Origin of the sequence: Bacillus sp. 2D03, from assembly GCF_003946765.1 — a bacterium.
Lineage (GTDB): Bacteria > Bacillota > Bacilli > Bacillales > Bacillaceae_G > Bacillus_A > Bacillus_A cereus.
On record NZ_RPSJ01000002.1, the window covers coordinates 331,854 to 354,174 of the forward strand.

Genomic DNA, 22,321 nt, shown 5'->3' on the forward strand with positions numbered 1-22,321 from the left:
GTCCTCCTTATTTAAACAGCTGCATGAGCTGCAATATTTGATAAAATCGTTTGAAGCTTTTGATCTTCTTCTACAGTTAACCCTAGTCTTGGATAGCGAGAAGGTCCTCCCGCTTGCCCATGTAATTCCATAGAACGTTTAACGATTTGAACATATTTCCCTGATCCTTCAAGAAACTCGCAAAGTGGTAAAATAGCATCGTTTATTTCCCACGCCTTTTCTAATTCACCATTTTGAAAATGCTCATACATTTTTGTAACGAGACCGGGAACGATATTTCCTGCTACTGAAACCCATCCCGAGGCACCAACTAAATATGATTCCATAACTAAATCTTCAGAACCACAGAAGACTTGGAAAGCCCCTTCACTTTGTCTTACTAAATCTCTCGCTTTTCGAATATCTCCGCTAGATTCTTTAATATGTGTAACATTTTCACACTCTTTTCCAATACGGAGCATTAGCTCTGTACTCATATCAACACCAGAAGTAAATGGATTATTGTATAACATAATTGGTATATTTACAGAGTTTGAGATTTCTTTAAAATGAAAATAAATCTCCTCTTCCTTCGGTTTACAATAGTAAGAGTTTATAATTAATGCACAATCCGCTCCGTGTGCTTCTGCATGCTTCGTATATTCAATTGTTTCTTTCGTCGTTTCCGCAGCAGTTCCAACAATAACTGGAATACGGCCATCAATTTCTTTCAAAACGGTTTCTACCATTTTAAATCGCTCTTCTTTTAATAAACTTACAAACTCTCCTGTACTTCCATTAATGATGATACCTGCAACGTTTTGTTCGATAAAGTAATTTACATTTTGCTTTACCCCATCCCAATTAATTTCCTGAAATTCATCCATCGGTGTTATTAATACTGGGAATGCCCCTTTAATTTTTTGCATATTTATCTCTCCTTATCACATTTTATTTTAATAAGAAACCTGCCGGAAATGGATCCGTAGGGTCTAATAGAAACGTCTGCATCCCTGTAATAAATCCTCTACTTTCAAAACGGAAAATGTATCCTAGTTCCTCCTTCTTCACTTTTTCCACAGTTATAAAACTATTAAATATACTTTCATTTTTAAAAGGTTTATCCGCCATATAATCATTTTTAAATAACGCATGAACATAGGATACAATAGTAGAAACAAAACCTGGCGAACGTACGATAAAGTTATCTTCATGAAATGTAATCGATTTTATATGGTTCTTTTCTTTTTGCGAAGGATCTACTAAAATAAGCCTTTTTATTAGCGACTGTTTTTGTATAGCCTGCAGTGTAGCTTCTCCCCATCTTTTCAATTCAGAAATGTTTTCCATGCGAATTTCTGGCGAATACGCACCTTTTTCTACAACTGCATATACTTTATCTGCTTGTATAAGAGAATAACTTACATTACCAACCTGTAAATTTTTCTCAATCATATAGCATAGTTTGCTTTCAAACGAAACCGATATAACTTCATCATTCTCTACATACGCATGAACTAAAAATATTCCACATAACGTTTCAATTTTGTATTGATTGGACTCTCTCTTTTTTAAATACCTACTTTCGAGTAACATCGTTATTACTGCAACAATGCCTCCATAATGAAGCGGAACCGAACCTTCATGATTAAAAAATAATACAGCTGCATCCACTTCATTATAGATAGATGGAACGACAATACACCCATTCAAACCGATAAAACCACGTGGTTCATTTAATAAAAGCTTCATCTCTTCTGCTAATTCACCTGAAAATTGTTCATTTAATTGCTCCAAACTGTAGTAGTATTTGCATGGTACGTCTTTCATTACACGAAATGCCTCGCCATTTACATGTACGTCTACTGCTGTATACATTTTTTGAATGTTCATTTTATATCCTCCGTTTCATGTTCCATCGGCGGAATTAGCAAAAATCCTTCTTTAAGTGGATCCATTTCATTGTAAAAAAATCTATGCATACCCATAAGCCAAGCTGATCCCGTAATTTTCGTTATGACAGCTTCAATATTTTCAACATGTGTCGTATTCATGACATATCCTTTAAATAAAGAACCAACGATACTCTCATGAATGAACTCTTCACCAATCTCGATTTCTTTCTGAGCGTATAATACAGCTAGCTTCGCAGATGTTCCTGTACCGCATGGAGATCGATCTATTCCGCCTGGTGGTACAACAACTGTATTTTTCACATGCGCACATTCATGAGTAGGATCTGTATAAAATTCAACATGTGTTAATCCTCTTATAAACGAATACTCTGGATGAGTGATTTCAAACTTCTCATTAATTGTGTTCCTTATATGAATCGCCTTATCGATGATTGTAGATGCATTTTCTGGTACTAATTCTAGACCTACTGATTTCGCATCAATAATGGCATAAAAATTCCCTCCATAGGCAATATCAGCCTCTATAGTTCCAATGTCTTTCACTTGTACAGTAATATTTTTCAATAAAAAAGCTGGTATGTTACAGAAAGATACTTCTTTTGCTTTTCCATCTTGAACAGCAATATCTACTTCAACTAAGCCAGCCGGTGTATCTAGTTTTAAAGAAGTAATCGGTTCAACTACCGGAATTAAACCTGATTCAACTAACGCTGTACATACACCGATTGTATCGTGACCACACATCGGTAAATATCCACCTGTCTCTATGTATATAACACCTATATCAGCCTCAGGATGACACGGGTCTGTTAATAATGCTCCTGACATTACATCATGACCACGCGGTTCATTCATTAACAATTTTCGAATCCAATCATACTCCTTTTTCATATGTAACATCTTCTCTGCTATCGTCTCTCCAATCAACTTTGGAAGTCCACTAATTAATGTCCTCGTTGGATTCCCACCTGTGTGTGTATCAATCGTCGTAAAGACTCTTTGTGACCTCATCCGTTTAACACCCTTTCTGTAAAACGACTCAAACGAAGTGGTTCAATAGGAATAATTGTCTCTTTTTCATTTAATAACTCTTCAATTACTTTTCCAGTAACTGCTGCAAGACTAATCCCATCACCTTCATGTCCAGCGGCAATGAAATAATTCGGAATATGTTCCACTCGTGAAATAATCGGTAAATGATCTTCTGTCCACGGACGTAAACCAGCGTAAGAACGAATTACCATCATATCTGCCATTTTCGGATAAAAGCGAATTGCTCTATTTGCGATACATTTAATGACTTCATTATTTATCCTCGTATGAAATCCTACAAATTCACGACTACTACCAATTAAGAAATTTTGACTTTCAGTAGGCTCAAATACGAGCGCAACCCCGTATTTTTCAGTTAAAGCATCCACTTTTCGTTTTCCGCCAAATTTAGAAATTAAATAACCGAATTCCATTACTTTACGGCATCCTACGTGTTGTTGCCTTGAAGCTACAATAATATGCCCTTTTCTCGGTTCAATTGGTATATTTATATTTAACATCTGACCAATCTTAGGAGCCCACACACCGGCTGCATTTACAACTTGTTGTGCTGTAAAAGTTCCATTCGTAGTTTCTACAACAAATGAACCATCCGTCTCTATTTCCATACTCTTTACTTCCGTCTGCTTAAAAGCTTTTGCGCCAAACTTTTGTGCCTCTGACAGAAGCGAGAAAGCAAGGAGATATGGATTCACAGTTGAATCCGTCGCACATTCTAAACCGCCTAATAAATCATCAGCAAAAAAAGGCGACTCTTCCCTTATATCTTGCCTATCAAGCATTCGAAACGGTAATCCAGCTTCTTTTTGCCGATTTACCCATTGCTGCGCAGCTTCCATCTCTTCGTCTGACTCACATACGAGAATACTTCCTGGTGCCCTATATTCAAATGAATGCTCTAATTCTTCACTTAAATCAGTTACTAATTTTTGACTTACTAAAGACATTTGACTATCAAATCCCGGGTCTTTATCAATGGCCAAAATATTCCCATCACACCGTGAAGACGTCCCGCTGACAAATTCCTCTTTTTCAATGATTGTTACGTCTCTTCCGTATTTTGAAGTGTAATAAGCGATAGAACACCCTATTATTCCACCACCTATAATTAAAACGTCGCAGTGCCTCACAATATACTCCTCCTTTCCTAGCCCTCTCACTTTCTTTTTATGCAATTGACGTGCCAATTCTGTACATATACAATTTTTATAAATAATATTTTTATTTGTAAAAATATTTTAAATTCATAGTAAATAGGTGTATTATTTTTTTATCACTGTCAAAATTTTTATACATAACAGGAGGACATTATGGAATTCTCATTTCCGACTATACAAGAATTTTTGGAAAGCGTTTTAATCAATCATACATGTAGCCTTGATCCCATTAAGAAAATAAACGAAAGGTTTTATTACCTCCCTTCTACTACAGAAGAATATAATTGCGCAATTATTTATGTAGATGACTCATTCACTGCATTAATTGACGCTTTTTCTTATGAATTAGCTGTTATCATCCTTAACGAAAACGATGAGCCGATATGCTGTATAACTTCTCAGCAAATGATTCCATTTCTTTATAAGTCCTACAATGAACTACAGTCATTTTATGACACTGTAATACAAACAACTGACTCTTCTGTTACAGTAATTGATAGTAAAGAATGCGTTCGAACTTGGACAGATGGTGCTGAAAAAATATTTTCAGTCAACCATAATGAGATTATTGGGCAACCGATTACTCGTTTTTTTGATTATAAAGACTTGGAAATTTTACAATCTTTACATGATGGAAAAAGCATAGTCGCTCAGTTCCATCAGCCTCGTCCCGATTTATTCGTATTAATTAATTCAAATCCAGTTTATTGTAATGATGAAATTATAGGAGCAGTCGTTTCAGAAACAGATGTTACAAATCAAGTCGCTTTAAATGAAAAACTATTTAATATGTCACATGAAATGCACCGTTTAGAACAAGAAGTGGCAAAGTATAAAGATGAATCCGATCCATTCCTTGCGATGAATGGAAAAAGTCCTGTTATACAAAGAACGATACAATTAGCTAGAAAAGTTTGTTCGGTGAAATCAACTGTTTTAATACTTGGGGAAAGCGGAGTTGGAAAAGAAGTATTTGCGAAAGCAATTCATGAAGCAAGTGAAGCAGCGAAGGCGCCTTTCATTTCGATTAACTGCGGGGCAATTCCAGAAGCATTATTTGAAAGTGAATTATTCGGTTACGAGCGTGGGGCGTTTTCTGGAGCAAATAGTAAAGGAAAAAAAGGTAAAATTGAACTCGCGCAAGGCGGTACTTTATTTCTTGATGAAATAGGTGAAATGCCACTTGATATGCAAGTAAAACTGTTACGTGTACTGCAAGAGCGAAAGTATTACCGAGTTGGTGGTGAAAAAGAAATTAATATTGATTTCCGTATTATCGCTGCTACAAATCGTGATTTACAAGAAGAAATGAGAAAAGGAACTTTCCGAGAAGATTTATATTACCGCTTAAATGTAGTTAGCTTGCAGATTCCACCGCTGCGCGAAAGACGCGAGGATATTATTGAATTAACCTATTCTTTCTTAAACGATTTTTCAATCAACTATAACAGACCAATTCGTGACTTACCTTCAAGCATTATGCATGAACTGCTTCATTACAATTGGCCAGGTAATATTCGCGAACTTCGAAACGTTGTTGAACGGCTTGTGGTATTCGCAACAGACGGAATTATAAAACAAGAATATTTACCATTTCATACGACTGAAACTTTAGACAACCATACAGCCCATTCCCTATTACTCAGCAACAATAATACAATCCTTTCTTTACAAGAAGAGATGGATGAGCATGAGAAAAAAGTTATCGAAAGGGCTTTACGAATTTTAAATGGGAATAAATTAGAATGCGCAAAACAACTTGGTGTAACAAGGGCTACTTTATATAACCGTTTAAAGAAACTTGGACTTCAATAAAGAAGCAGTATGCACCGATCAGGCATTTACAGATAGCCCTCTCCTCCTCTATATTGGCATGATTTTTGCATATATAATTTGTGAAAACCGAACTAGAGGAGGAATACACATGACAAATAAAAACAACTTAATCATTTGTCGTTGTGAAGAGGTTACATATGGGCAACTTCAATCGACAATTGCTGAATATAAATGCTCGGCAAGAGAATTAAAACTAAGAACACGTGCTGGCATGGGATTTTGCGGTGGTCGCACATGCAGAATAATGATAGATCGAATGATTGAAAATGCGAATCCTGACGTAACTCTTAATGAACTACCGTTAAAATATCAACCACCAATACGTGCAGTTACTTTTGGATCGGTAGGTGAAAGTAAATGAGTAGAATTACACATCACCCTATTTTAGGCACTTTACAAAGTAGTAAGCGTATTACCTTTCAATTTAACGGTCATCAATACGAAGCATATGAACATGAAACGATAGCTGCTGCCCTGTTAGCAAATGGAATACGGACATTAAGAGTTCATGAAGATAGCGGAACACCGCGAGGTATTTATTGTAATATCGGGCACTGTTCCGAATGCCGCATGACAGTAAATAATCAAACAAATGTACGCGCATGCTTAACTGTTGTAGAAGAAAACATGGTTGTTGAAAGCGGGAAACAGCATCCGAATATCGTGAGAGAGATGGTGAAAAAACGATGAGTGATGTAATTATTATTGGTGCAGGGCCAGCGGGATTATCTGCTTCTATTTCTTGTGCTCGTTTCGGACTAAAAGTGCTCGTTATTGATGAATTTATGAAGCCAGGCGGGAGATTGTTAGGACAGTTGCATCAAGAGCCTACTGGAGAATGGTGGAACGGAATAAAAGAATCGAAGCGACTTCATGAAGAAGCAGAATCACTTTCAGTACATATCAGGTGCGGTGTTTCGGTCTATAATTTAGATAGAGATGAAAACAATTGGTTTGTACATACTAATATCGGTACGTTAGAAGCACCTTTCGTACTACTTGCTACTGGAGCTGCGGAATATTCTATTCCCCTTCCTGGCTGGACACTTCCAGGAGTGATGTCAATTGGAGCAGCTCAAGTTATGACAAATGTTCATCGCGTGCAAGTTGGAAAAAAAGGAATTATTATTGGTGCTAACATTTTGTCTTTCGCCATTTTAAGTGAATTGCAATTAGCGGGAATTACAGTGGATCATATTGTACTCCCTGAGAAAAGCGAGTTAAGTCAAAAAGCTGGTGAACCTGAAGAAGTTTTAAACTCTCTTTTAAATGCAGCTCACCTCGCTCCTTCTGCTTTCTTGCGAATAGGTAGCCACTTTATGAAATTTGATTGGATTCGAAAAGCTGGATTAACATTCTATCCAAACAACGGAATGAAAATAAACGGAACGCCACTTCACCTTCGGAAAGCAGCTCTTGAAATTATCGGAACAGATCAAGTTGAAGGTGTACGTATTGCTAATATTGACTCTAAAGGAAATGTTATTAATGGATCAGAGAAAATATATGAAGCAGATTTTGTTTGTATTGCCGGAGGATTATACCCACTTGCCGAACTTGCAGCTGTAGCTGGTTGTCCCTTCCATTACATTTCAGAATTAGGCGGACACGTTCCTCTCCATTCCGAAACAATGGAAACCCCTCTTCCTGGTTTATTTGTAGCCGGCAATATTACAGGCATTGAAAGCGGAAAAATTGCGATGGCGCAAGGAACAGTTGCAGGTCTATCTATTGCTAAATATGCAAGCAAAAAACGTGATATAGTCGACCAACAATTATATCACGCCATTCAAAACGTTCACTCTGTTCGTCAGAAAGCTGCAATTCAGTTTAATCCGATGGTAGATATCGGTAGACGAAAGATGAATGATTTATGGCATAAATTCCAAACAAATGATAAAGATTTCTATAAACAACAAGAAATTATTTAATAAGACTTATTTGTCAAAAAGCTCTCCTTATCAAAAACATAAGGAGAGCTTTTCAAATTATTTCACTTCGATTGTCCAATCACCATCAGCTTGAATAGTGAATATATGTATACCATTTTCTTTTACAGGTACTTTTTTCGTAGTATCGGCAGCACCAATTTCATTAAATATCATGCTATCGTTTAAATCCACTACAAAATTACTTTCACCATTCTTATGTACACCATGCAATTCTTTCAAACCTTTTTCAAGTTTCACAAAAACAACATCAGATCCGTGACCACTAATTGTTCCTGGAGCTGTTACTACTTTATCTATTGGAATAGACTGAGACATATTCACTTTCCAGTGACCATCTGCCATTGGATTAATAAAATATTTTCCACTCTTGTTTAATAAAACTACACGTTTTTCTTTTCCATTACCAATAAAATTCGAAAGTGAACCAGAGTCATTACCTTGTTCATCTTTTAACTCTAGAATTGCATTACTTTCTCCTGTATGTTCTACTTCCGCAATAACAAATCCGGATTTTAACTCAAAAAAATCAGAAGAATTCGCACCATCACCTTCTAACGAAACACTATGATCTTGTGATAATCTCTCCACTGCACTTTTTTCTTTTATCTCTTTAGCTTTCGGGCTAGTTGTTGCTGTTTGCTGTTCAGTATTCTTATCTTTTTTTTCATTCGCTTGTACCTCTTTTGTTTGCTCCGTTGAATTACAAGCAGTTAAAGATAAACATACCGCAGCAATTGTTGCTAATAATTTCTTTTTCATAATATCCTCCTATTAACATAAAACATTCTTAATAAGAATAACATATTTTTACCAATTCATCAGTTTATTAAAAATTGAATTTTATCCTAAAATAGGAAACATACTAAAAATAGAAATTAAAATAAAAAACTGCTAGAGCATAAAGCCCTAACAGTCTTATTGTTCATCACTATTAATTTTCGCTAATGCGTAAATACCTTCTTCATCATCTAATTCAAGTTGTAATCTCGCTGCGAATGGATTGACATTATATTCTCTGTCAAGCAATAAGCGTAAAGCTTCGATTAAGTTTGCTTGAATTAAAATTTGCTGGCGACCATTTACCTCTACTTCCGCAGAGAAACCGTAGTCGTCATCATACATGAGTTCAACTAATACTTCTTCTGGACCCACTTGTCTTTTTTCAGCGATATATATACAAAGCGCATTTATAAGCTCTTGTTCAGAAATTTTTATTGTTTCCATGCTACTTCATCTGCCTTCTTCTTACGTTGGTCTTTGAAGTATTTAAATGCACGAACTGCTAACATTACGATACCAGCCATTACTAACATATTTACCATAAACGCTAATACAGAACCAAGAGCTCCCATATTTGCAAATAAGCTACCCATTAGTAAACCACCAAGACCACCTAGTAATAAACCTTTCATAAAGCTTCCTTTATTACTTTTTGGTGCCGTGTTTGTTGCTTTCGTTTTTGAATCTGGAGTCGTTTTTTGAGAATTTACATTTGAGTCTTTTTTGTTTAAATCAACTTTTGACTTTTGACCTGAACTTGGTGTAAATGATTTTTTACCAGATTTGTAACTTTTCGCTGCTGCATGATCTACGAACATAAAGCTACTAGCCCCAAAGATAACCATGAATGCTGTCATTACTGCTACAAGTTTTTTCAACATATTATATCCATTCTCCTTTTATATAGATATATGTGAAATCTATCTTTCTAGTAAATTCAGAATGATAGATTTGTTTTTAAGAACATTTTAAAGGTTCTTATGAACTTATTATATGAACTTTTGTCGAAATATGCAAGTATTATTTACTTTCAACAGTTTGGTCACAAAGGAAAAATTAAGCAAAACAGAATTGACTTTAAATGAAACAAAACATATTATAAGTTCATAAGAACTTTTTATTATTTTGGAGGTGAAAAGATGGAAACATTTCATCTCACACGAAACGAAATGGCTACCCTTCTTCTATCACTAAGAGGATGGAATACGAAAAAGCCTCTCGGTATTTTACAAGAAGCTTGGGCAAAGTCACATAAAAAAGATATTGAAAGCGGACAAAGCGTTACAGCTTTTATTACTACCGCACTTTCACCTATTTTTGAAAAGCTGATTAAAATTGACGATACTGATGTCGGTTTTTCTTTAAATGAAATAGTTGCGCTTGGCAATCAGATTGAAAACACAAGTTTCTCTGTAACTGCTATGCAAAACTGGGTGAAACGAGATATAAAAGAAATGATTGGCTCTCCTCAAAAAGGGAAAAAATATTCAATTGAACAAGCAGCCTTACTATTTATTGTCGAAGATTTAAAAACAGCACTTGATTTTGAATCCATTCGTAAGCTATTACGCCTTATTGTAAATGATCCAGCTGATCGAAGTGATGATTTAATCAATCCTGTTCATTTATATGTAGCATACTCTTCTCTATTTGAAGAACTCAATCAAGGAAATTGCTTACAATTAAATGCAACAGATACCGTTCATACAATTGAAAACATCGTAAAAGAAAAAGCTGATAAAATCGCAAGTAAGTTCGATCAAATTAATAACGAACAACGCGAAGCAATTCGTAACGCTATTATTATTGCGACCCTTTCTGTACATACCGCTTATGTACAAATGTTAGCAAAGCGTTACGTAACAGCAACTTTATTTTTACAGAACTTAGATGTGAAGCCTTAAAAAAACAAGCATCCCCCCGTCATATACCTAGGACAGGGGGATGCTTGTTTTCAATCAATATAAAATACAAAAATCATTTTACATCTAAGTTTCATTATAAAATAACTCTTGATTATGTATTATGTAAAAATCATTACTAACCTAACATTCAACAATGTTCATTTCTTTCTATTAAATTCCTATCAGATTTTCTCGATAAACTTAATTACTTCATCTTTATAATTATATTTGTCATTAATTTCTTGTAATAATTCAATATCATGCGTATGAGTTTTTCCTGTCTCTAACAGCTCACGATATAAATCAATGTAAGGAAGATTTTTATTCATGGCATTTTTATATTCCTTTTCTACATCGTAAAAAACCTTTTTAAACCTCACATCAGTAATCCCTGCCTCATCAATTTCAAGAATTGCATACTGAGCACGCAAGTCAGAATTTAGCTTATTCCACTTGTAAAAAGGTTGTCCAACTGTTCCTGGGTTAATAATTAATTGATCATTGCTACTATAGCGCAACAATTGATGGTGGGTATGAGCGTAAATCGCAATATCATAATCACGATCAAATAGCCGATCAAACTGTTCCTGATTATTAGTGGGCCACAAATCTCCTCCGTAATTTTTATTTTGTAGATTATGACTAATACTGATTGATAAATCATTAACCTGTTTTGTTATATGTAATGGTAAATTTTTAACATGCTTAATATAATTTTCATCCAGGTTTTCACATTGATACTGAACTAATCTAGAAACATAAATATCAGTTGCGTTATCAATATCAATATTTTTATTAAGAACGTCAAGAAAACTATCTTCCCAGTTTCCTTGTACATAAGTATCAACGTTAATACTTTCTAATATTTCAAACAAATCATTCGATCCAGGACCAGGCATAATTAAATCTCCTAAAAACCAATAATCAGTCACACCTTCTTTCATAGAATCTTCGATAACTGCTTTTAAAGCAGTTGCATTTCCATGTACATCTGCCAGTACAGCAATTTTATGTTTCATGTATTTTATTCCCTCCTCTAAATTTACGTTTCCATCTCATTCATTTTTTATTTTCGAACCAAATCAAATTGAATAGGCATATTCTTTTTTAGGCAATTTTACTATCTCTTGAATGAAATTTGATTTCTCTAAAATGTCCTCTAACTGCCCCTCACTATGGACGTAAATACCACCTGCATATGAACTGTACGCCTTTTTCTCAGTTATTATCGCTAAATTGTTATTTTCCTTTCTAAAATCACCCTCCACTCCTTTTTGAAATGATAAACTTTTAGTTGTTGAAACATAAAGTTGAATTAAAGATACTATTTCAACATCATCTGATTTTGCAAAGCACTGTATTTCATTTAAAATCATTTCATCTTGTAACGGAAGAAAGTCTTCTACTTCTAACTTCTCTCCTTTATGAAAGAAGTTTTGAAGTTCAGGAGTATAGAACGAAAGATTTTTCTCCTCTATCATTTTAAAAATTGTTTGCAGCAATATATCTTTTCCTATCACAAACGGATGGCCAAATCCATTATTGTAAAGCCCTTCTTTCATTTTCATTAATTGTTCGATGAAGGGGATTCCCGATTCTTCAATAACAAGTTTACCGTCAATTAAACGCATGTTAGCAATCAATCCTTCTATCTGTAAACCTTCTAATTCAAGCGATGAGTAATATAAATCTCTATTCCAAAAATCTAATTGATCCATTCCTAATGAATTAAATAAGAGCTCATCTATAATTGGAAAAACTCCATCTTCTGTTAAAGCTTTCGTTACATCATCTAATAATCTAGGTGTTTGATTTAAAATCGTACGTATTTCTTCGTCCTCTTGAATGATTCGTACCGTCCACTCACTATGATTTTCACCCGATATTTGCTGAAAAAAATGTGAATATGGCCCATGTCCAACATCGTGTAGAAGGGCTACAGTAGATACTAGCTTTCGTTCATATTTCGATAAATGTATGTCACCAATCTCAGTAAGATGTTCTATCACTTTATTTACTAGTGCATATACACCTATCGAATGTTCTTCTCTTGTATGTATTGCGTTCTCATGTAAAAAATAAGTATGTCCTTGTTGTTTAATATACGCCAACCTTTGAAATGCTTTTGTATCTATCAATCGAAGGATATCTCTATCACGAATAGAGATTGGTCCATAAATCGGATCTGTAATATACATACGTTCTCCTCCTATTTTTGTAAATGAAAGGCCTATACCATTATACTTAATTTTCAGTCTATTATCATTGATATATGAGAAATTTTTAATAATCTTTTCATTAACCCTTCATGAAAACGTGGCTTATATACTTTACTATAATACTTATGAGAGACATAAAAAAGTTGAAATAGCAATCCCCTATGCAAATAAGGTATAATCTACACATAGTGAACCTTTTATGTGATTAAATAAAAGGTTCTTATACTCAAAAATTCATAAACTAGAAGGTGCAACAATGTTAAGTAGTTTTATTCATTCAGTATTAACGTTTTTTGAAGGATTAGGTTATTGGGGCATTATGCTTGGACTTATGATTGAGATTATCCCAAGTGAAATTGTCCTTGCTTATGCAGGATACTTAGTATTCAATGGAAGTATCTCATTTATAGGCGCAGTTGTATTCGGTACAATTGGCGGTGTTATTGCCCAAATCTTTATTTATTGGCTTGGACGATACGGCGGACGCCCTATATTAGAACGTTATGGAAAATATATTTTCATACATAAAAAACAAATAGATGCTGCAGAAGATTGGTTTAATCGTTACGGAACTGGCGTCATTTTTACAGCACGCTTCATTCCAGTAGTGCGTCATGCGATTTCAATTCCTGCTGGTATTACAAAAATGCCATTACTACGTTTCACTACATTAACAGCACTTGCGATTATCCCTTGGTCTATTATTTTCATTTATTTAGGTGAAAAACTAGGTGAAAATTGGGAGAATATTAACGATATTGCTGGTCCGTATGTGAAATCATTCGCAATTGGTGGCGTCGTACTTATACTTTTATACTTCGTTATAAAAAAATGGACAAAAAAGCGTAAAAATCTTACTTAAGAATATAACAAAAACCGCTATAAATTCATTTGGAGTTATAGCGGTTTTTTATTTATATTAATCTTCAGGAATTATATAACACCTTTCCATCTACATTTACATGGATAAGCAACCATTCAATCATTTCTTTCGTATATTATCTCAAAAAGGAGTGATTCCTCTATGCATTGGCAGCAAAAAATACCATACTTAATCGGACGCCCTATCGGTATTTCCTTCATAAATGGACAAGGAACTTCTGGTGTATTATGTTCAGCGCACGATGGTCAATTATATGTGTATGAATACCTTTATCAAGCCCAGTTCGCAATGAAACATTATGATTATAGACAGGTTCAAGATATACATGCATTCCCAAATTGTCCTCACCAAAATCCTCTATACTAAAAAAATCAGAACGGCTCATAGCCATTCCGATTTCTATACTTTATTTCTCAGAATTAAATTTCTGCACTGCTTCATCAAAATAAATCCAACCTTTCCAGCCCAAATGAATTGTATCTTTTAAGAAATACTTATCATATTCATGACCAGAGAAATCAACTACTGGATATCCTGCTTTCTCAACCTGTTCTCGAACTTTTTTATAATACACTTCACGGCGTTCTTTCGGGAAGCCAGTATAATCATACCAAGGCCCATTTACAGGTACAGAAATAAAGAGTGGTTTGACATTTTTCTCTTTAAATAAATCTAAAATAATTTGTAAATCATCGTATTCTGGTGATTCATCATATGTTTCATTTGCTCTAAAGTTTTTTAAACCTTTTAGTTTTTTCTTCAGATTATTCTTATGATAATACGGATTTTCAATTCCGAATGTATTTGTAGTAGACTCCGCTTTCCCTTCTTGTTCTGCGTGTTTACGTGCGTCTTCCCAAGAAATTGAACGCAGTCCGATATTTGTTTTCTCTTTCATCGGTTCGATTTTAAATAAAGAGTTAAATAAATCTCTATGATCTAAAATATTTCGATGCATATAAGCAAGTGGTTTAACTAAACCTGCTTTTATGTTATGTTTCGTATCATTATATACAATACCTTCTAATGAATTTTTTAATATATCATCTTCTTGAACAACTTTATAATCTAATAGCCGTTTCGCGATTTGCTTCTTCATTTCTGGATTTATCTCATCATTAAAAATAAAATGATATGCTTGTTGTTTGGAGAAATTATTAGTGAAATCCCCTTGTGATACACCAGTCTTTGTAAACCATTGTGGTGAAAGAACAAAGACTACTTTTTTACCTTCTAATTCATCCATAGTAGATGTCATATTTAAAATATGAGCTAAACTTTGTGTACCACCAGTTCCAATTAAAAACGGTGTAAAACCAGCTGGATTTACTTTGAAATAATTAGACGGATGATATGCATCCATTCGTAAAAATTCTGATGAACCGTACATCGGTAAATACTGTGAATTCTCTAACATTTTTTGCTGTAAGAAAACACTTTGTAATTTCTCTTTTTGTAAAGAAGTTGCCGCATCTTCTACCTTCTTATCACTAATAAGCGACACTAAACTTTTCGATGGGATTAGAATGATAATGAAAAAAAGCACACACGCTAAAATTATAGGACCAAAAGCATGCTTCATTTTCATCTTCTGTCCCTCTTTCTATCGTTATTAAATTGTAACCCTTGTTTTTGACACGTCATCTTTTCTCTCCTTTTTCTCTATACATGTTCCATTCTATTTATCTATTATATACATGTATGTATTTCCTTACTTGTTCTATTAAGTCCTATATAAATAGCACAAAAAAATGTTTCCATAGAAACACGTTAATTATACAAGATTCTACATAAATTTCACACTGGAATTTTAGTAATAATTTTATTTTTTAACAATGAAAACACATATGAAATGTCTAGAATTCTTTGGATGATGTATGGAGTTCAAAATATGATAATAAGCGCCCGCTATGATCAACTTCATGGGTATATATAAACCCGAGCTTTCGTAAAAGTTTTTTCGAGCTCTCATTTTCTACTTTAACTCTAGCAATTATTCTTGTTACATTCAAAGTCTCTATTGCATATTTGATGGAAGCCTCTGCTGCTTCTAATGCATACCCATTCCTCCAATGTTCTGGGTCAAGGAGATACATAATTTCTATTTCACCTGTTTCATCTACCTTTCTTAAACCACAATGTCCTAAAAGCTTTCCTGTTTCACTATTAAATAACAACCATACTCCGAATTCAAACTGTTCCCAATGTAAGATAAGTTGCCCGATATAGTCATTTGTTTCTTCCTTCGACATTCCTCTTGATTTAGCCAGCCATTTGCCAACAGTATCTTTTTTTAATATGTTATAAAACTGATCAATATCTTCTACAATTGGTTTCCTCATGAATAATCTTTTTGTATAAATTACTTTCTCTTCTTCAAACATAGACATCATTTTCCCTCCAAATACTGTTTACAGACTAATAAATTATACCATGAACTATTTTTCTAACTTTAAATAAGAAAAAACAGACTATCACATACGTGAAGTCTGTTTCCCCATTCTTTTATTTTTGTAAATCTGCCCATTTTAAACTTGTAGCTGGACCAAATTGATGTACATATAAATCTTTCACATATGGTTTTTGTAAGTATGATAATCCGCGCTGGAATACCGGTGCAATTACTGCATCATCAAGTAGCATTTTTTCAGCATCTTGCATTGCTTTCCAGCGAGCCTTTTCATCATTACCTAATTCTGTTTTAATCTTCTTAATTAATGCATCATATTCTGGATTTGCATATTCTGTATTATTGACGCTACTTCCAGAAAGGAATACTTCTAAGTAAGTCATTGGATCCGGATAATCTGGTAACCAGCGTGATAACGACATTTCATATTCTTTCTTCTTCTCAAGTGCTAATTTTTGCGTATGTGGTTGTAATTTCACATTCACTTTTAATCCTGGTAAGTTTTTCTCAAGCTGCTCTTTAATGTACTCTCCAACTTTTTTAAAGTTTTCTAAGTCATAATTTAATAGTTCTAACGTCACTTCATTTGTACCTGTCTCTTGTTTCGCTTTCTCCCAATATTCCTTCGCCTGTTTTACATTTGTCTTATTAAACTCGCCAGCCGTACTTCTAAAATCTTTCTGATCTGGGCCCTTTAAAAATCCTTTTGGTACGTAATAGTTTGCTGCAACCGATCCATCATTTAAAAATGAATCTGCGAGCCCCTTCTTATCAAAAACTGTACTTAGCGCAAGACGTGCATTTTTATTTTTAAGAATTGGTACATTTTCATTAAATCGGAAGAAGTACATAACTGGATCTGTATATTGTTTTAGCTCTTTATTATTTTTATATTTATCTACGAATTCTGTAGAAATAACAGCTCTATCAACTTTATCTGTTTCATATAAATTTACCGCAGTTGAAATTTCTTTTACAATTTGATAGTTTACTTCATCTAACTTCACTTCTTTTTTATCCCAATACTTATCGTTTTTCTTCATTGTAAAGCTAGCTTCATGCTTCCACTCTGATAATGTAAACGGTCCATTATATACCGCTTTATTTGCTTCTAAGCCGTATTTATCACCTTGCTCTTTCGCATATTTTTCGTTAATTGGATAGAAGGATGGTAAAATTAATAATTTCGTAAAATACGGTACAGGGTGTTCTAGCTCTACGACGAATGTTTTATCATCCTTCGCTTTTACTCCTAATTCATCTAGACCTAGTTGTTTTTTATTTATCTTCTCAGCATTTTTTACATCGTACGCAATGTATGCATATTGAGAAGCTGTATCTGGATTAATCAATTGCTTCCAAGCGTATACGTAATCATGAGCGGTTACTGGATCTCCGTTAGACCATTTCGCATCACGCAATTGGAATGTATATGTCTTTCCATCTTTACTCACTTCATATTTTTGTGCGCCGGCTTCAATTACTTCATCATTTTTCGATAGACGGAATAGTCCTTCCATTACGTTATTCAAAACGTTAAACGAGACTGCATCTGTTACTTTCCCTGAATTTAACGACGGAATTTCACCCGTTTCTAGTAACTGTAATACTTTCTTCTCATCTTTCGGCTTTGTTGCAGTTTTTTCTTTTGCGCAACCAACTAAAAATGAAGAAACTAATAGAGTACTAACTAATGAGTAACGAACAACTTTTTTCATTTAAAAACCCCCTCTATTTTTAAGGTAAGTAACGACGAGCACCAGCGTATTCTTCTATATATCCTGGTGTATTTAGCGGTATAATCTCTACCGATCTTTCAGCTCTTGGTGAGTGAATCATATTGCCATCACCAATATACATTGCAACGTGATGGACACTACCTTTCCCTTGATCATGTGCAAAGAAAATTAAATCACCTTTTTGTAGATTTTCTTTATCAACTGCAACTCCTGCTCTTGATTGCGGTCCAGAATCTCGCGGAATTGTAATGCCGTGCGATTTGTAGATTGTATGCGTGAAGCCAGAGCAATCAAATCCAAAACCACTTGTACCAGCCCATATATACGGTAATCCTAAAAACATTTTCCCTGTGTTAATTAAATCATCAGCCGCCGGAGTTGGAATATCAGTTTGAGATTGGTAAACTGTTCCATCATTTTTACGTATCCATGCTTTTTGACCATTTGGCAACAATACACGGTATGAAATTGTGTCTTCACTTAATAGCGGCAGTCTTGTATTATAACTGACTTCAAGTGATTTATGTTTTTCAGAAGGGTTTATATATAAAATCGCTGTTGGTTTGGTTATTAAGACAAAAGGTTCATTTGTTTTATCTGCAAATTCTTGATTATATGTTAATTGTTTTTCAGGTATCCAGCCCGGATAACCTTCTTCATTTCGTGGTGTTGGCTGTCCATGCACTAATACCTTCACCCATTCGCCTTTCTTATCAATAACAGTTACTTCTTGACCGAGTAACGCTTGTGTTTCTAATTTATTTGCATTTGTTAACCATAGTTTCTCGTCAAGTGTCATTGATTTCGTCCATTTCCATAGATCCACTGGATTTGTTGCACTCGGTGTATCGATTGGCCTTAATGAATCAGGTACTGTCCATAACGTTGCAGCAGATACATCTATAAATGCTTTATTATCCTTCTTTTCTTCAGCATTTGCCGATGTAAACGATGAAAATATAAATAAAGTTGTTAAAAATGCAGTTCCTACTTTTTTCATATTTATCCCCCTTAAAAGATAGTTTACTAGTCTCTTCTCCTAAAACTTACTATTCACTGCCGATTGAAGGTTTATCTTTGATCCAGAATAAGTCATTCCTTCTGGCTCTTCCATTAACCAAAGCGGTGCATCAAGATCAAAATAATGAATATTAGGATGCGCTGCCGCTAAATGCGCAACAGCACTAACGGAAAGTGAAGACTCCATCATGCTGCCCACCATACACTTCACACCAGCTGTTTCTGCGATATCTGCAATACGCCATGCTTCACGTATGCCACCACACTTCATTAATTTAATATTAATGAAGTCTGCATATCTTCCTTGAACGAGCTTTAATGCGTCACTTGCTGAAAATATACTTTCATCGGCCATAATTGGCGTTTGCACACGATCTTTGACGTACTTTAACCCATCCCAATCTTTCGCGTGTACTGGTTGTTCAATAAATTCTATATTTAAATTACGATTTTCCATCTCTTGAATGATAGAGACCGCTTCTTTTGGACTCCAACCTTGATTCGCATCTAAACGTAATGTCGTATTTCTTGGTACCACATTTCGAATTGCCTCAATACGTTCCAAATCTAAATGCGCCTCTTTACCCACTTTAATCTTTAATGTTTGAAATCCTTTTTCTATATGTTTCTTCGCTTCTTTTGCCATTAATACAGGTTCATCCACACTCACTGTAATATCGGTATGAATTTTTTTCTTCCCGCCTAACAATGCATATAACGGCACATTTTGATATTGGCAATATACATCATATAAAGCGATATCTACCGCTGCTTTCGCACTTGAATTTCCAATACAACTCATTTGAATGTCCTGTAATAACTGCTGAAACTGAATGATATTTTGACCAATTAAACATGAACGCATCGGTCCTAAAATCGCTTCTTCTATTCCGCTGGTGAAATCCCCCGTAATAACTGGCGTTGCGGCTGCAGCCCCCTTACCAATCACTCCTTCGTCTGTATGAATATAAACATCTATACTTTCAATTTCTGTTACAGTACGAAGTGCGGTTTTAAACGGTGTATGCAGTTTTACACGTCTACGATTTACTTTTACATCTGTAATTTTCATTTTGTTCATCCTTTCGTTCCCCAATGAAGTGAAATCTTAATCCACCGGAGATTTATACCCACGAATTATTAGGTAAACCCATTGGACATTTACTCTTCTATCACTCTACTTTGTTTTCGTTTACTTTTGATGTAGAACGATAATGTGAAATAAAAAAATCCAGCCATAAGAATGATTCTTACGGCTGGATTTTGTCTATGATTGAGTAGACAAAGCAGCAATCTGATTATATTTTTTCTGTGCATCTTTTAGCGCTACAAGTAACGCTTTTTGAGAAGAACCGAAATATCGGTTCTTTACTTCCATTACTAATGCCGGGTCATTTATATTTTTATGTAGAAATAAATATTTAACAAATTGAGATGTTAATGCAATTGTCGCTGAGCAGTCTGCATCTACAATTTCCCCTGTATCCTTAACAAGTATAAATGCTACAAAATAGCTTTTAAACTTTTCAGTAATGGGATTATTTTGAGGTGCTTTCGCATCCCCTACGATATAAATTGTATTTGAAGCGTACACAGCTATCTTCCTTTCTTATACGAGGATAACGGGTTTCTTAATAGTCGTATGAGCGAGGAACTCAACGTTGATTAAAAAATGTATCCGCTTACCTTTTATTATAATATAATTGACAGAATTTTAACAACATTTATTTCAGTGCATATTCCATATTTATGAAAATAGCTTAAACTCTTCATTTCTACAATATGTGATTGTTCCTTGTACCATGACATTCATACATAAAAAACTGCACCCCCAATTGTTAGACGGCGTCTAACAATTGGGGGTGCAGTTCAATAGCTAACTGTTTTTTATTACTTTGGCATCACAAATATAGTTTCATTTGACTTAGAAAATTGATACTCTTTTCTCGCTAACTTCAAAATTTCTTCCTCATCGTCTGTTAAATTTTCTATGTTAGTCTTTAAAGAATCTTTATCTTTCTTTAAAGATACTAATTGTTTCTTTTGATCCGTAATCGTATCTTTCTTTTTATCAATTACTTCTTGTTGTTTCGTTAAAATATATTGAACATATAGAGTAGTTGCCGCAATAAAAAGGACCATTAAAATAAGTCGCCTTAACTTCTTTTTATTTACCCTACGCTTGTCACTAGGTTGTGATAATTGCTCTGGTATATTAGGAACATTTACTCGCTCGAGTTTCCTCATTCAAATCCCCCTAACCCATATTTTTCACTACCATCGGCACGTTTTCTTACTAAACTAAATTCTATTCTTATAAAATAAACTCCTTCACAAAAATATCCCATAAATTAACCAATTAAAGATAGCATTCGACGACATTTCCATATTTACACCGATTTTTTTTATACATGCTGCTATAAAATAGTAGTTTCTGTAATTCTTTTTCTACTATTGTAGAAGAGTTTTTTCACACACAAAATTCCTTCCCCACATATCCATGTTATAACATGCTTACAAGGAGGGGGAATATGCATTACCGCACATTAGGTAAAACTGGAATAACTGTTTCTGAAATAGGTTTTGGCGCATGGGCAATCGGTGGTGATGAATGGGGACCTGTTAACGATAAACAATCTATAACCGCTATAAAAAAAGCAATTGAATGTGGTGTGAATTTTATTGATACTGCGGATGTGTATGGTTTAGGACATAGTGAAAAGTTGGTGGCTACCGCGATTAAAGGACATCGTAATGATATTATCCTATCAACAAAAGGTGGTTTAATCGGACATCACTACGACCTTAATGGAGTTCCTGTATATGATACTCCCGAAAAAATCATCGCCGTATTCGAAACAAGTTTACAACGTCTTCAAACAGATTATATTGATCTTTATTTTTGTCATATTTGGTGGCATAATCGTAGAGAAACAGAAGCATTTCTACGTGCATTTGACATATTAAAACGTGATGGCAAAGTAAGAGCAGTCGGTGTTTCGACTCATGATTTACAATACATTCATCATTTCAATAACAACAACGAAATTGATATCGTACAACTTGATTACAATATATTAAATCGAAAACCGGAAAAAGATATATTACCATTCTTACAAGAGAAAAATCTAGGAGCTGTTATTCGTGGTCCATTAAAAATGGGCATTTTAACTGGAAAATTCACAAATAAAACAATTTTTCCAGATGGAGATTTACGCAAAGATTGGCCAAATGAAACTTGGTTTCAAGAAGACTTACAAACCGTAGAGAAACTTCGGTTGCTCTCAAATAAAAATCAAACCCTAGGGCAACTTGCACTTCGCTATGTACTCTCTCATCCGGCAGTAAGTGTTGTAATTCCTGGTGCAAAAACAGGAACACAAGCACAAGAAAATGCAAATGCATCTGTTCGCCCTATTTTGAGTGATGAAGAGCTTAACTATATTCATTCAATATAAAAAGCCCAATCCGGG

At 34.5% G+C, this 22,321-nt stretch carries 24 protein-coding genes; 8 read left to right on the forward strand and 16 right to left on the reverse strand.

What is annotated here, in order from left to right; genetic code table 11:
* Positions 1–11 precede the first annotated feature (11 nt).
* The 4 genes from dapA to EBQ15_RS06750 are packed head-to-tail and all read right to left on the reverse strand — an operon-like array spanning position 12 to position 4,078.
* Positions 12–908, reverse strand: coding sequence for a 4-hydroxy-tetrahydrodipicolinate synthase (dapA, locus tag EBQ15_RS06735; RefSeq protein WP_001169457.1), 897 nt, complete (start codon positions 906–908; stop codon positions 12–14).
* 22 nt (positions 909–930) lie between these two features.
* On the reverse strand, positions 931–1,872 hold the full coding sequence (locus EBQ15_RS06740) for a proline racemase family protein (RefSeq protein WP_001025573.1): 942 nt from the start codon (positions 1,870–1,872) through the stop codon (positions 931–933).
* Entirely contained in the window at positions 1,869–2,906 is a 1,038-nt protein-coding gene (locus tag EBQ15_RS06745) for a proline racemase family protein (protein WP_001257519.1), read from the reverse strand. The genes EBQ15_RS06740 and EBQ15_RS06745 overlap by 4 nt, the downstream gene beginning before the upstream one ends.
* Positions 2,903–4,078, reverse strand: a complete 1,176-nt coding sequence (locus EBQ15_RS06750) for an NAD(P)/FAD-dependent oxidoreductase (RefSeq protein ID WP_001215233.1) — start codon at positions 4,076–4,078, stop codon at positions 2,903–2,905. The genes EBQ15_RS06745 and EBQ15_RS06750 overlap by 4 nt, the downstream gene beginning before the upstream one ends.
* A gap of 180 nt (positions 4,079–4,258) precedes the next feature.
* Between EBQ15_RS06750 and EBQ15_RS06755 the strand changes: the two genes are divergently transcribed.
* From EBQ15_RS06755 to EBQ15_RS06770, 4 genes are all read left to right on the forward strand, one after another.
* A complete protein-coding gene (locus EBQ15_RS06755; protein WP_000395822.1) occupies positions 4,259–5,920 on the forward strand; it encodes a sigma-54 interaction domain-containing protein in 1,662 nt (553 codons plus the stop codon).
* 109 nt (positions 5,921–6,029) lie between these two features.
* On the forward strand, positions 6,030–6,302 hold the full coding sequence (locus tag EBQ15_RS06760) for a (2Fe-2S)-binding protein (protein WP_000182614.1): 273 nt from the start codon (positions 6,030–6,032) through the stop codon (positions 6,300–6,302).
* On the forward strand, positions 6,299–6,631 hold the full coding sequence (locus tag EBQ15_RS06765) for a (2Fe-2S)-binding protein (RefSeq protein ID WP_000087074.1): 333 nt from the start codon (positions 6,299–6,301) through the stop codon (positions 6,629–6,631). The genes EBQ15_RS06760 and EBQ15_RS06765 overlap by 4 nt, the downstream gene beginning before the upstream one ends.
* Positions 6,628–7,872 carry an NAD(P)/FAD-dependent oxidoreductase gene (locus EBQ15_RS06770; RefSeq protein ID WP_001286102.1) on the forward strand — a complete coding sequence of 415 codons (1,245 nt, stop codon included), beginning with the start codon at positions 6,628–6,630 and terminating at the stop codon, positions 7,870–7,872. The genes EBQ15_RS06765 and EBQ15_RS06770 overlap by 4 nt, the downstream gene beginning before the upstream one ends.
* Positions 7,873–7,929: 57 nt before the next feature.
* Here EBQ15_RS06770 and EBQ15_RS06775 read toward each other — a convergent pair whose 3' ends face one another.
* From EBQ15_RS06775 to EBQ15_RS06785, 3 genes are all read right to left on the reverse strand, one after another.
* Entirely contained in the window at positions 7,930–8,652 is a 723-nt protein-coding gene (locus EBQ15_RS06775; protein ID WP_000727979.1) for a hypothetical protein, read from the reverse strand.
* A 156-nt stretch (positions 8,653–8,808) separates the two neighbouring features.
* Positions 8,809–9,117, reverse strand: coding sequence for a YxcD family protein (locus EBQ15_RS06780; protein ID WP_000447749.1), 309 nt, complete (start codon positions 9,115–9,117; stop codon positions 8,809–8,811).
* Positions 9,105–9,554 carry a hypothetical protein gene (locus EBQ15_RS06785; protein WP_000914478.1) on the reverse strand — a complete coding sequence of 150 codons (450 nt, stop codon included), beginning with the start codon at positions 9,552–9,554 and terminating at the stop codon, positions 9,105–9,107. The genes EBQ15_RS06780 and EBQ15_RS06785 overlap by 13 nt, the downstream gene beginning before the upstream one ends.
* Before the next feature lie 258 nt (positions 9,555–9,812).
* Here EBQ15_RS06785 and EBQ15_RS06790 point away from each other — a divergent pair, with 258 nt between their 5' ends.
* A complete protein-coding gene (locus EBQ15_RS06790) occupies positions 9,813–10,577 on the forward strand; it encodes a DUF1836 domain-containing protein (RefSeq protein WP_000447231.1) in 765 nt (254 codons plus the stop codon).
* Positions 10,578–10,759: 182 nt separating this feature from the next.
* On the opposite strand, the gene EBQ15_RS06795 is transcribed toward EBQ15_RS06790, so the two are convergent.
* Both EBQ15_RS06795 and EBQ15_RS06800 read right to left on the reverse strand, forming a co-directional pair.
* Positions 10,760–11,596 carry a metallophosphoesterase family protein gene (locus EBQ15_RS06795; RefSeq protein WP_000680867.1) on the reverse strand — a complete coding sequence of 279 codons (837 nt, stop codon included), beginning with the start codon at positions 11,594–11,596 and terminating at the stop codon, positions 10,760–10,762.
* Between the two features lie 63 nt (positions 11,597–11,659).
* Positions 11,660–12,775 carry an HD domain-containing protein gene (locus tag EBQ15_RS06800; protein WP_000275995.1) on the reverse strand — a complete coding sequence of 372 codons (1,116 nt, stop codon included), beginning with the start codon at positions 12,773–12,775 and terminating at the stop codon, positions 11,660–11,662.
* Between the two features lie 277 nt (positions 12,776–13,052).
* Between EBQ15_RS06800 and uptA the strand changes: the two genes are divergently transcribed.
* The gene (gene uptA, locus EBQ15_RS06805) at positions 13,053–13,658 is read left to right on the forward strand and encodes an undecaprenyl phosphate transporter UptA (RefSeq protein WP_000952914.1); all 606 of its coding nucleotides are present in this window, start codon (positions 13,053–13,055) and stop codon (positions 13,656–13,658) included.
* Between the two features lie 162 nt (positions 13,659–13,820).
* Positions 13,821–14,045, forward strand: coding sequence for a hypothetical protein (locus EBQ15_RS06810; protein WP_000558692.1), 225 nt, complete (start codon positions 13,821–13,823; stop codon positions 14,043–14,045).
* A gap of 40 nt (positions 14,046–14,085) precedes the next feature.
* Here EBQ15_RS06810 and dltD read toward each other — a convergent pair whose 3' ends face one another.
* From dltD to EBQ15_RS06845, 7 genes are all read right to left on the reverse strand, one after another.
* Positions 14,086–15,267 carry a D-alanyl-lipoteichoic acid biosynthesis protein DltD gene (gene dltD, locus EBQ15_RS06815; protein ID WP_000782300.1) on the reverse strand — a complete coding sequence of 394 codons (1,182 nt, stop codon included), beginning with the start codon at positions 15,265–15,267 and terminating at the stop codon, positions 14,086–14,088.
* Positions 15,268–15,535: 268 nt separating this feature from the next.
* Positions 15,536–16,069, reverse strand: a complete 534-nt coding sequence (locus EBQ15_RS06820) for a GNAT family N-acetyltransferase (protein WP_000061611.1) — start codon at positions 16,067–16,069, stop codon at positions 15,536–15,538.
* 115 nt (positions 16,070–16,184) lie between these two features.
* Positions 16,185–17,807: a peptide ABC transporter substrate-binding protein gene (locus tag EBQ15_RS06825; RefSeq protein ID WP_000758259.1), complete on the reverse strand. Its 1,623-nt coding sequence runs from the start codon at positions 17,805–17,807 to the stop codon at positions 16,185–16,187.
* 19 nt (positions 17,808–17,826) lie between these two features.
* Complete coding sequence (locus tag EBQ15_RS06830) at positions 17,827–18,828, reverse strand: C40 family peptidase (protein WP_000755427.1); 1,002 nt, start codon at positions 18,826–18,828, stop codon at positions 17,827–17,829.
* Between the two features lie 39 nt (positions 18,829–18,867).
* A complete protein-coding gene (locus tag EBQ15_RS06835) occupies positions 18,868–19,929 on the reverse strand; it encodes a dipeptide epimerase (protein WP_001038455.1) in 1,062 nt (353 codons plus the stop codon).
* 186 nt (positions 19,930–20,115) lie between these two features.
* On the reverse strand, positions 20,116–20,442 hold the full coding sequence (locus EBQ15_RS06840) for a DUF3870 domain-containing protein (protein ID WP_000271312.1): 327 nt from the start codon (positions 20,440–20,442) through the stop codon (positions 20,116–20,118).
* Between the two features lie 296 nt (positions 20,443–20,738).
* Complete coding sequence (locus EBQ15_RS06845; RefSeq protein WP_001228374.1) at positions 20,739–21,095, reverse strand: FtsB family cell division protein; 357 nt, start codon at positions 21,093–21,095, stop codon at positions 20,739–20,741.
* A gap of 284 nt (positions 21,096–21,379) precedes the next feature.
* Between EBQ15_RS06845 and EBQ15_RS06850 the strand changes: the two genes are divergently transcribed.
* The gene (locus EBQ15_RS06850) at positions 21,380–22,306 is read left to right on the forward strand and encodes an aldo/keto reductase (RefSeq protein WP_000559352.1); all 927 of its coding nucleotides are present in this window, start codon (positions 21,380–21,382) and stop codon (positions 22,304–22,306) included.
* The last annotated feature ends 15 nt before the right edge of the window (positions 22,307–22,321 follow it).

What these genes read in the sequence shown, in the direction of transcription:
- dapA (WP_001169457.1), bottom strand. Translation starts at nt 908, where the DNA reads ATGCAAAAAATTAAAGGGGCATTCCCAGTATTAATAACACCGATGGAT.
- EBQ15_RS06740 (WP_001025573.1), bottom strand. Translation starts at nt 1,872, where the DNA reads ATGAACATTCAAAAAATGTATACAGCAGTAGACGTACATGTAAATGGC.
- EBQ15_RS06745 (WP_001257519.1), bottom strand. Translation starts at nt 2,906, where the DNA reads ATGAGGTCACAAAGAGTCTTTACGACGATTGATACACACACAGGTGGG.
- EBQ15_RS06755 (WP_000395822.1), top strand. Translation starts at nt 4,259, where the DNA reads ATGGAATTCTCATTTCCGACTATACAAGAATTTTTGGAAAGCGTTTTA.
- EBQ15_RS06760 (WP_000182614.1), top strand. Translation starts at nt 6,030, where the DNA reads ATGACAAATAAAAACAACTTAATCATTTGTCGTTGTGAAGAGGTTACA.
- EBQ15_RS06765 (WP_000087074.1), top strand. Translation starts at nt 6,299, where the DNA reads ATGAGTAGAATTACACATCACCCTATTTTAGGCACTTTACAAAGTAGT.
- EBQ15_RS06770 (WP_001286102.1), top strand. Translation starts at nt 6,628, where the DNA reads ATGAGTGATGTAATTATTATTGGTGCAGGGCCAGCGGGATTATCTGCT.
- EBQ15_RS06775 (WP_000727979.1), bottom strand. Translation starts at nt 8,652, where the DNA reads ATGAAAAAGAAATTATTAGCAACAATTGCTGCGGTATGTTTATCTTTA.
- EBQ15_RS06780 (WP_000447749.1), bottom strand. Translation starts at nt 9,117, where the DNA reads ATGGAAACAATAAAAATTTCTGAACAAGAGCTTATAAATGCGCTTTGT.
- EBQ15_RS06785 (WP_000914478.1), bottom strand. Translation starts at nt 9,554, where the DNA reads ATGTTGAAAAAACTTGTAGCAGTAATGACAGCATTCATGGTTATCTTT.
- EBQ15_RS06790 (WP_000447231.1), top strand. Translation starts at nt 9,813, where the DNA reads ATGGAAACATTTCATCTCACACGAAACGAAATGGCTACCCTTCTTCTA.
- EBQ15_RS06795 (WP_000680867.1), bottom strand. Translation starts at nt 11,596, where the DNA reads ATGAAACATAAAATTGCTGTACTGGCAGATGTACATGGAAATGCAACT.
- EBQ15_RS06800 (WP_000275995.1), bottom strand. Translation starts at nt 12,775, where the DNA reads ATGTATATTACAGATCCGATTTATGGACCAATCTCTATTCGTGATAGA.
- uptA (WP_000952914.1), top strand. Translation starts at nt 13,053, where the DNA reads ATGTTAAGTAGTTTTATTCATTCAGTATTAACGTTTTTTGAAGGATTA.
- EBQ15_RS06810 (WP_000558692.1), top strand. Translation starts at nt 13,821, where the DNA reads ATGCATTGGCAGCAAAAAATACCATACTTAATCGGACGCCCTATCGGT.
- dltD (WP_000782300.1), bottom strand. Translation starts at nt 15,267, where the DNA reads ATGAAAATGAAGCATGCTTTTGGTCCTATAATTTTAGCGTGTGTGCTT.
- EBQ15_RS06820 (WP_000061611.1), bottom strand. Translation starts at nt 16,069, where the DNA reads ATGTCTATGTTTGAAGAAGAGAAAGTAATTTATACAAAAAGATTATTC.
- EBQ15_RS06825 (WP_000758259.1), bottom strand. Translation starts at nt 17,807, where the DNA reads ATGAAAAAAGTTGTTCGTTACTCATTAGTTAGTACTCTATTAGTTTCT.
- EBQ15_RS06830 (WP_000755427.1), bottom strand. Translation starts at nt 18,828, where the DNA reads ATGAAAAAAGTAGGAACTGCATTTTTAACAACTTTATTTATATTTTCA.
- EBQ15_RS06835 (WP_001038455.1), bottom strand. Translation starts at nt 19,929, where the DNA reads ATGAACAAAATGAAAATTACAGATGTAAAAGTAAATCGTAGACGTGTA.
- EBQ15_RS06845 (WP_001228374.1), bottom strand. Translation starts at nt 21,095, where the DNA reads ATGAGGAAACTCGAGCGAGTAAATGTTCCTAATATACCAGAGCAATTA.
- EBQ15_RS06850 (WP_000559352.1), top strand. Translation starts at nt 21,380, where the DNA reads ATGCATTACCGCACATTAGGTAAAACTGGAATAACTGTTTCTGAAATA.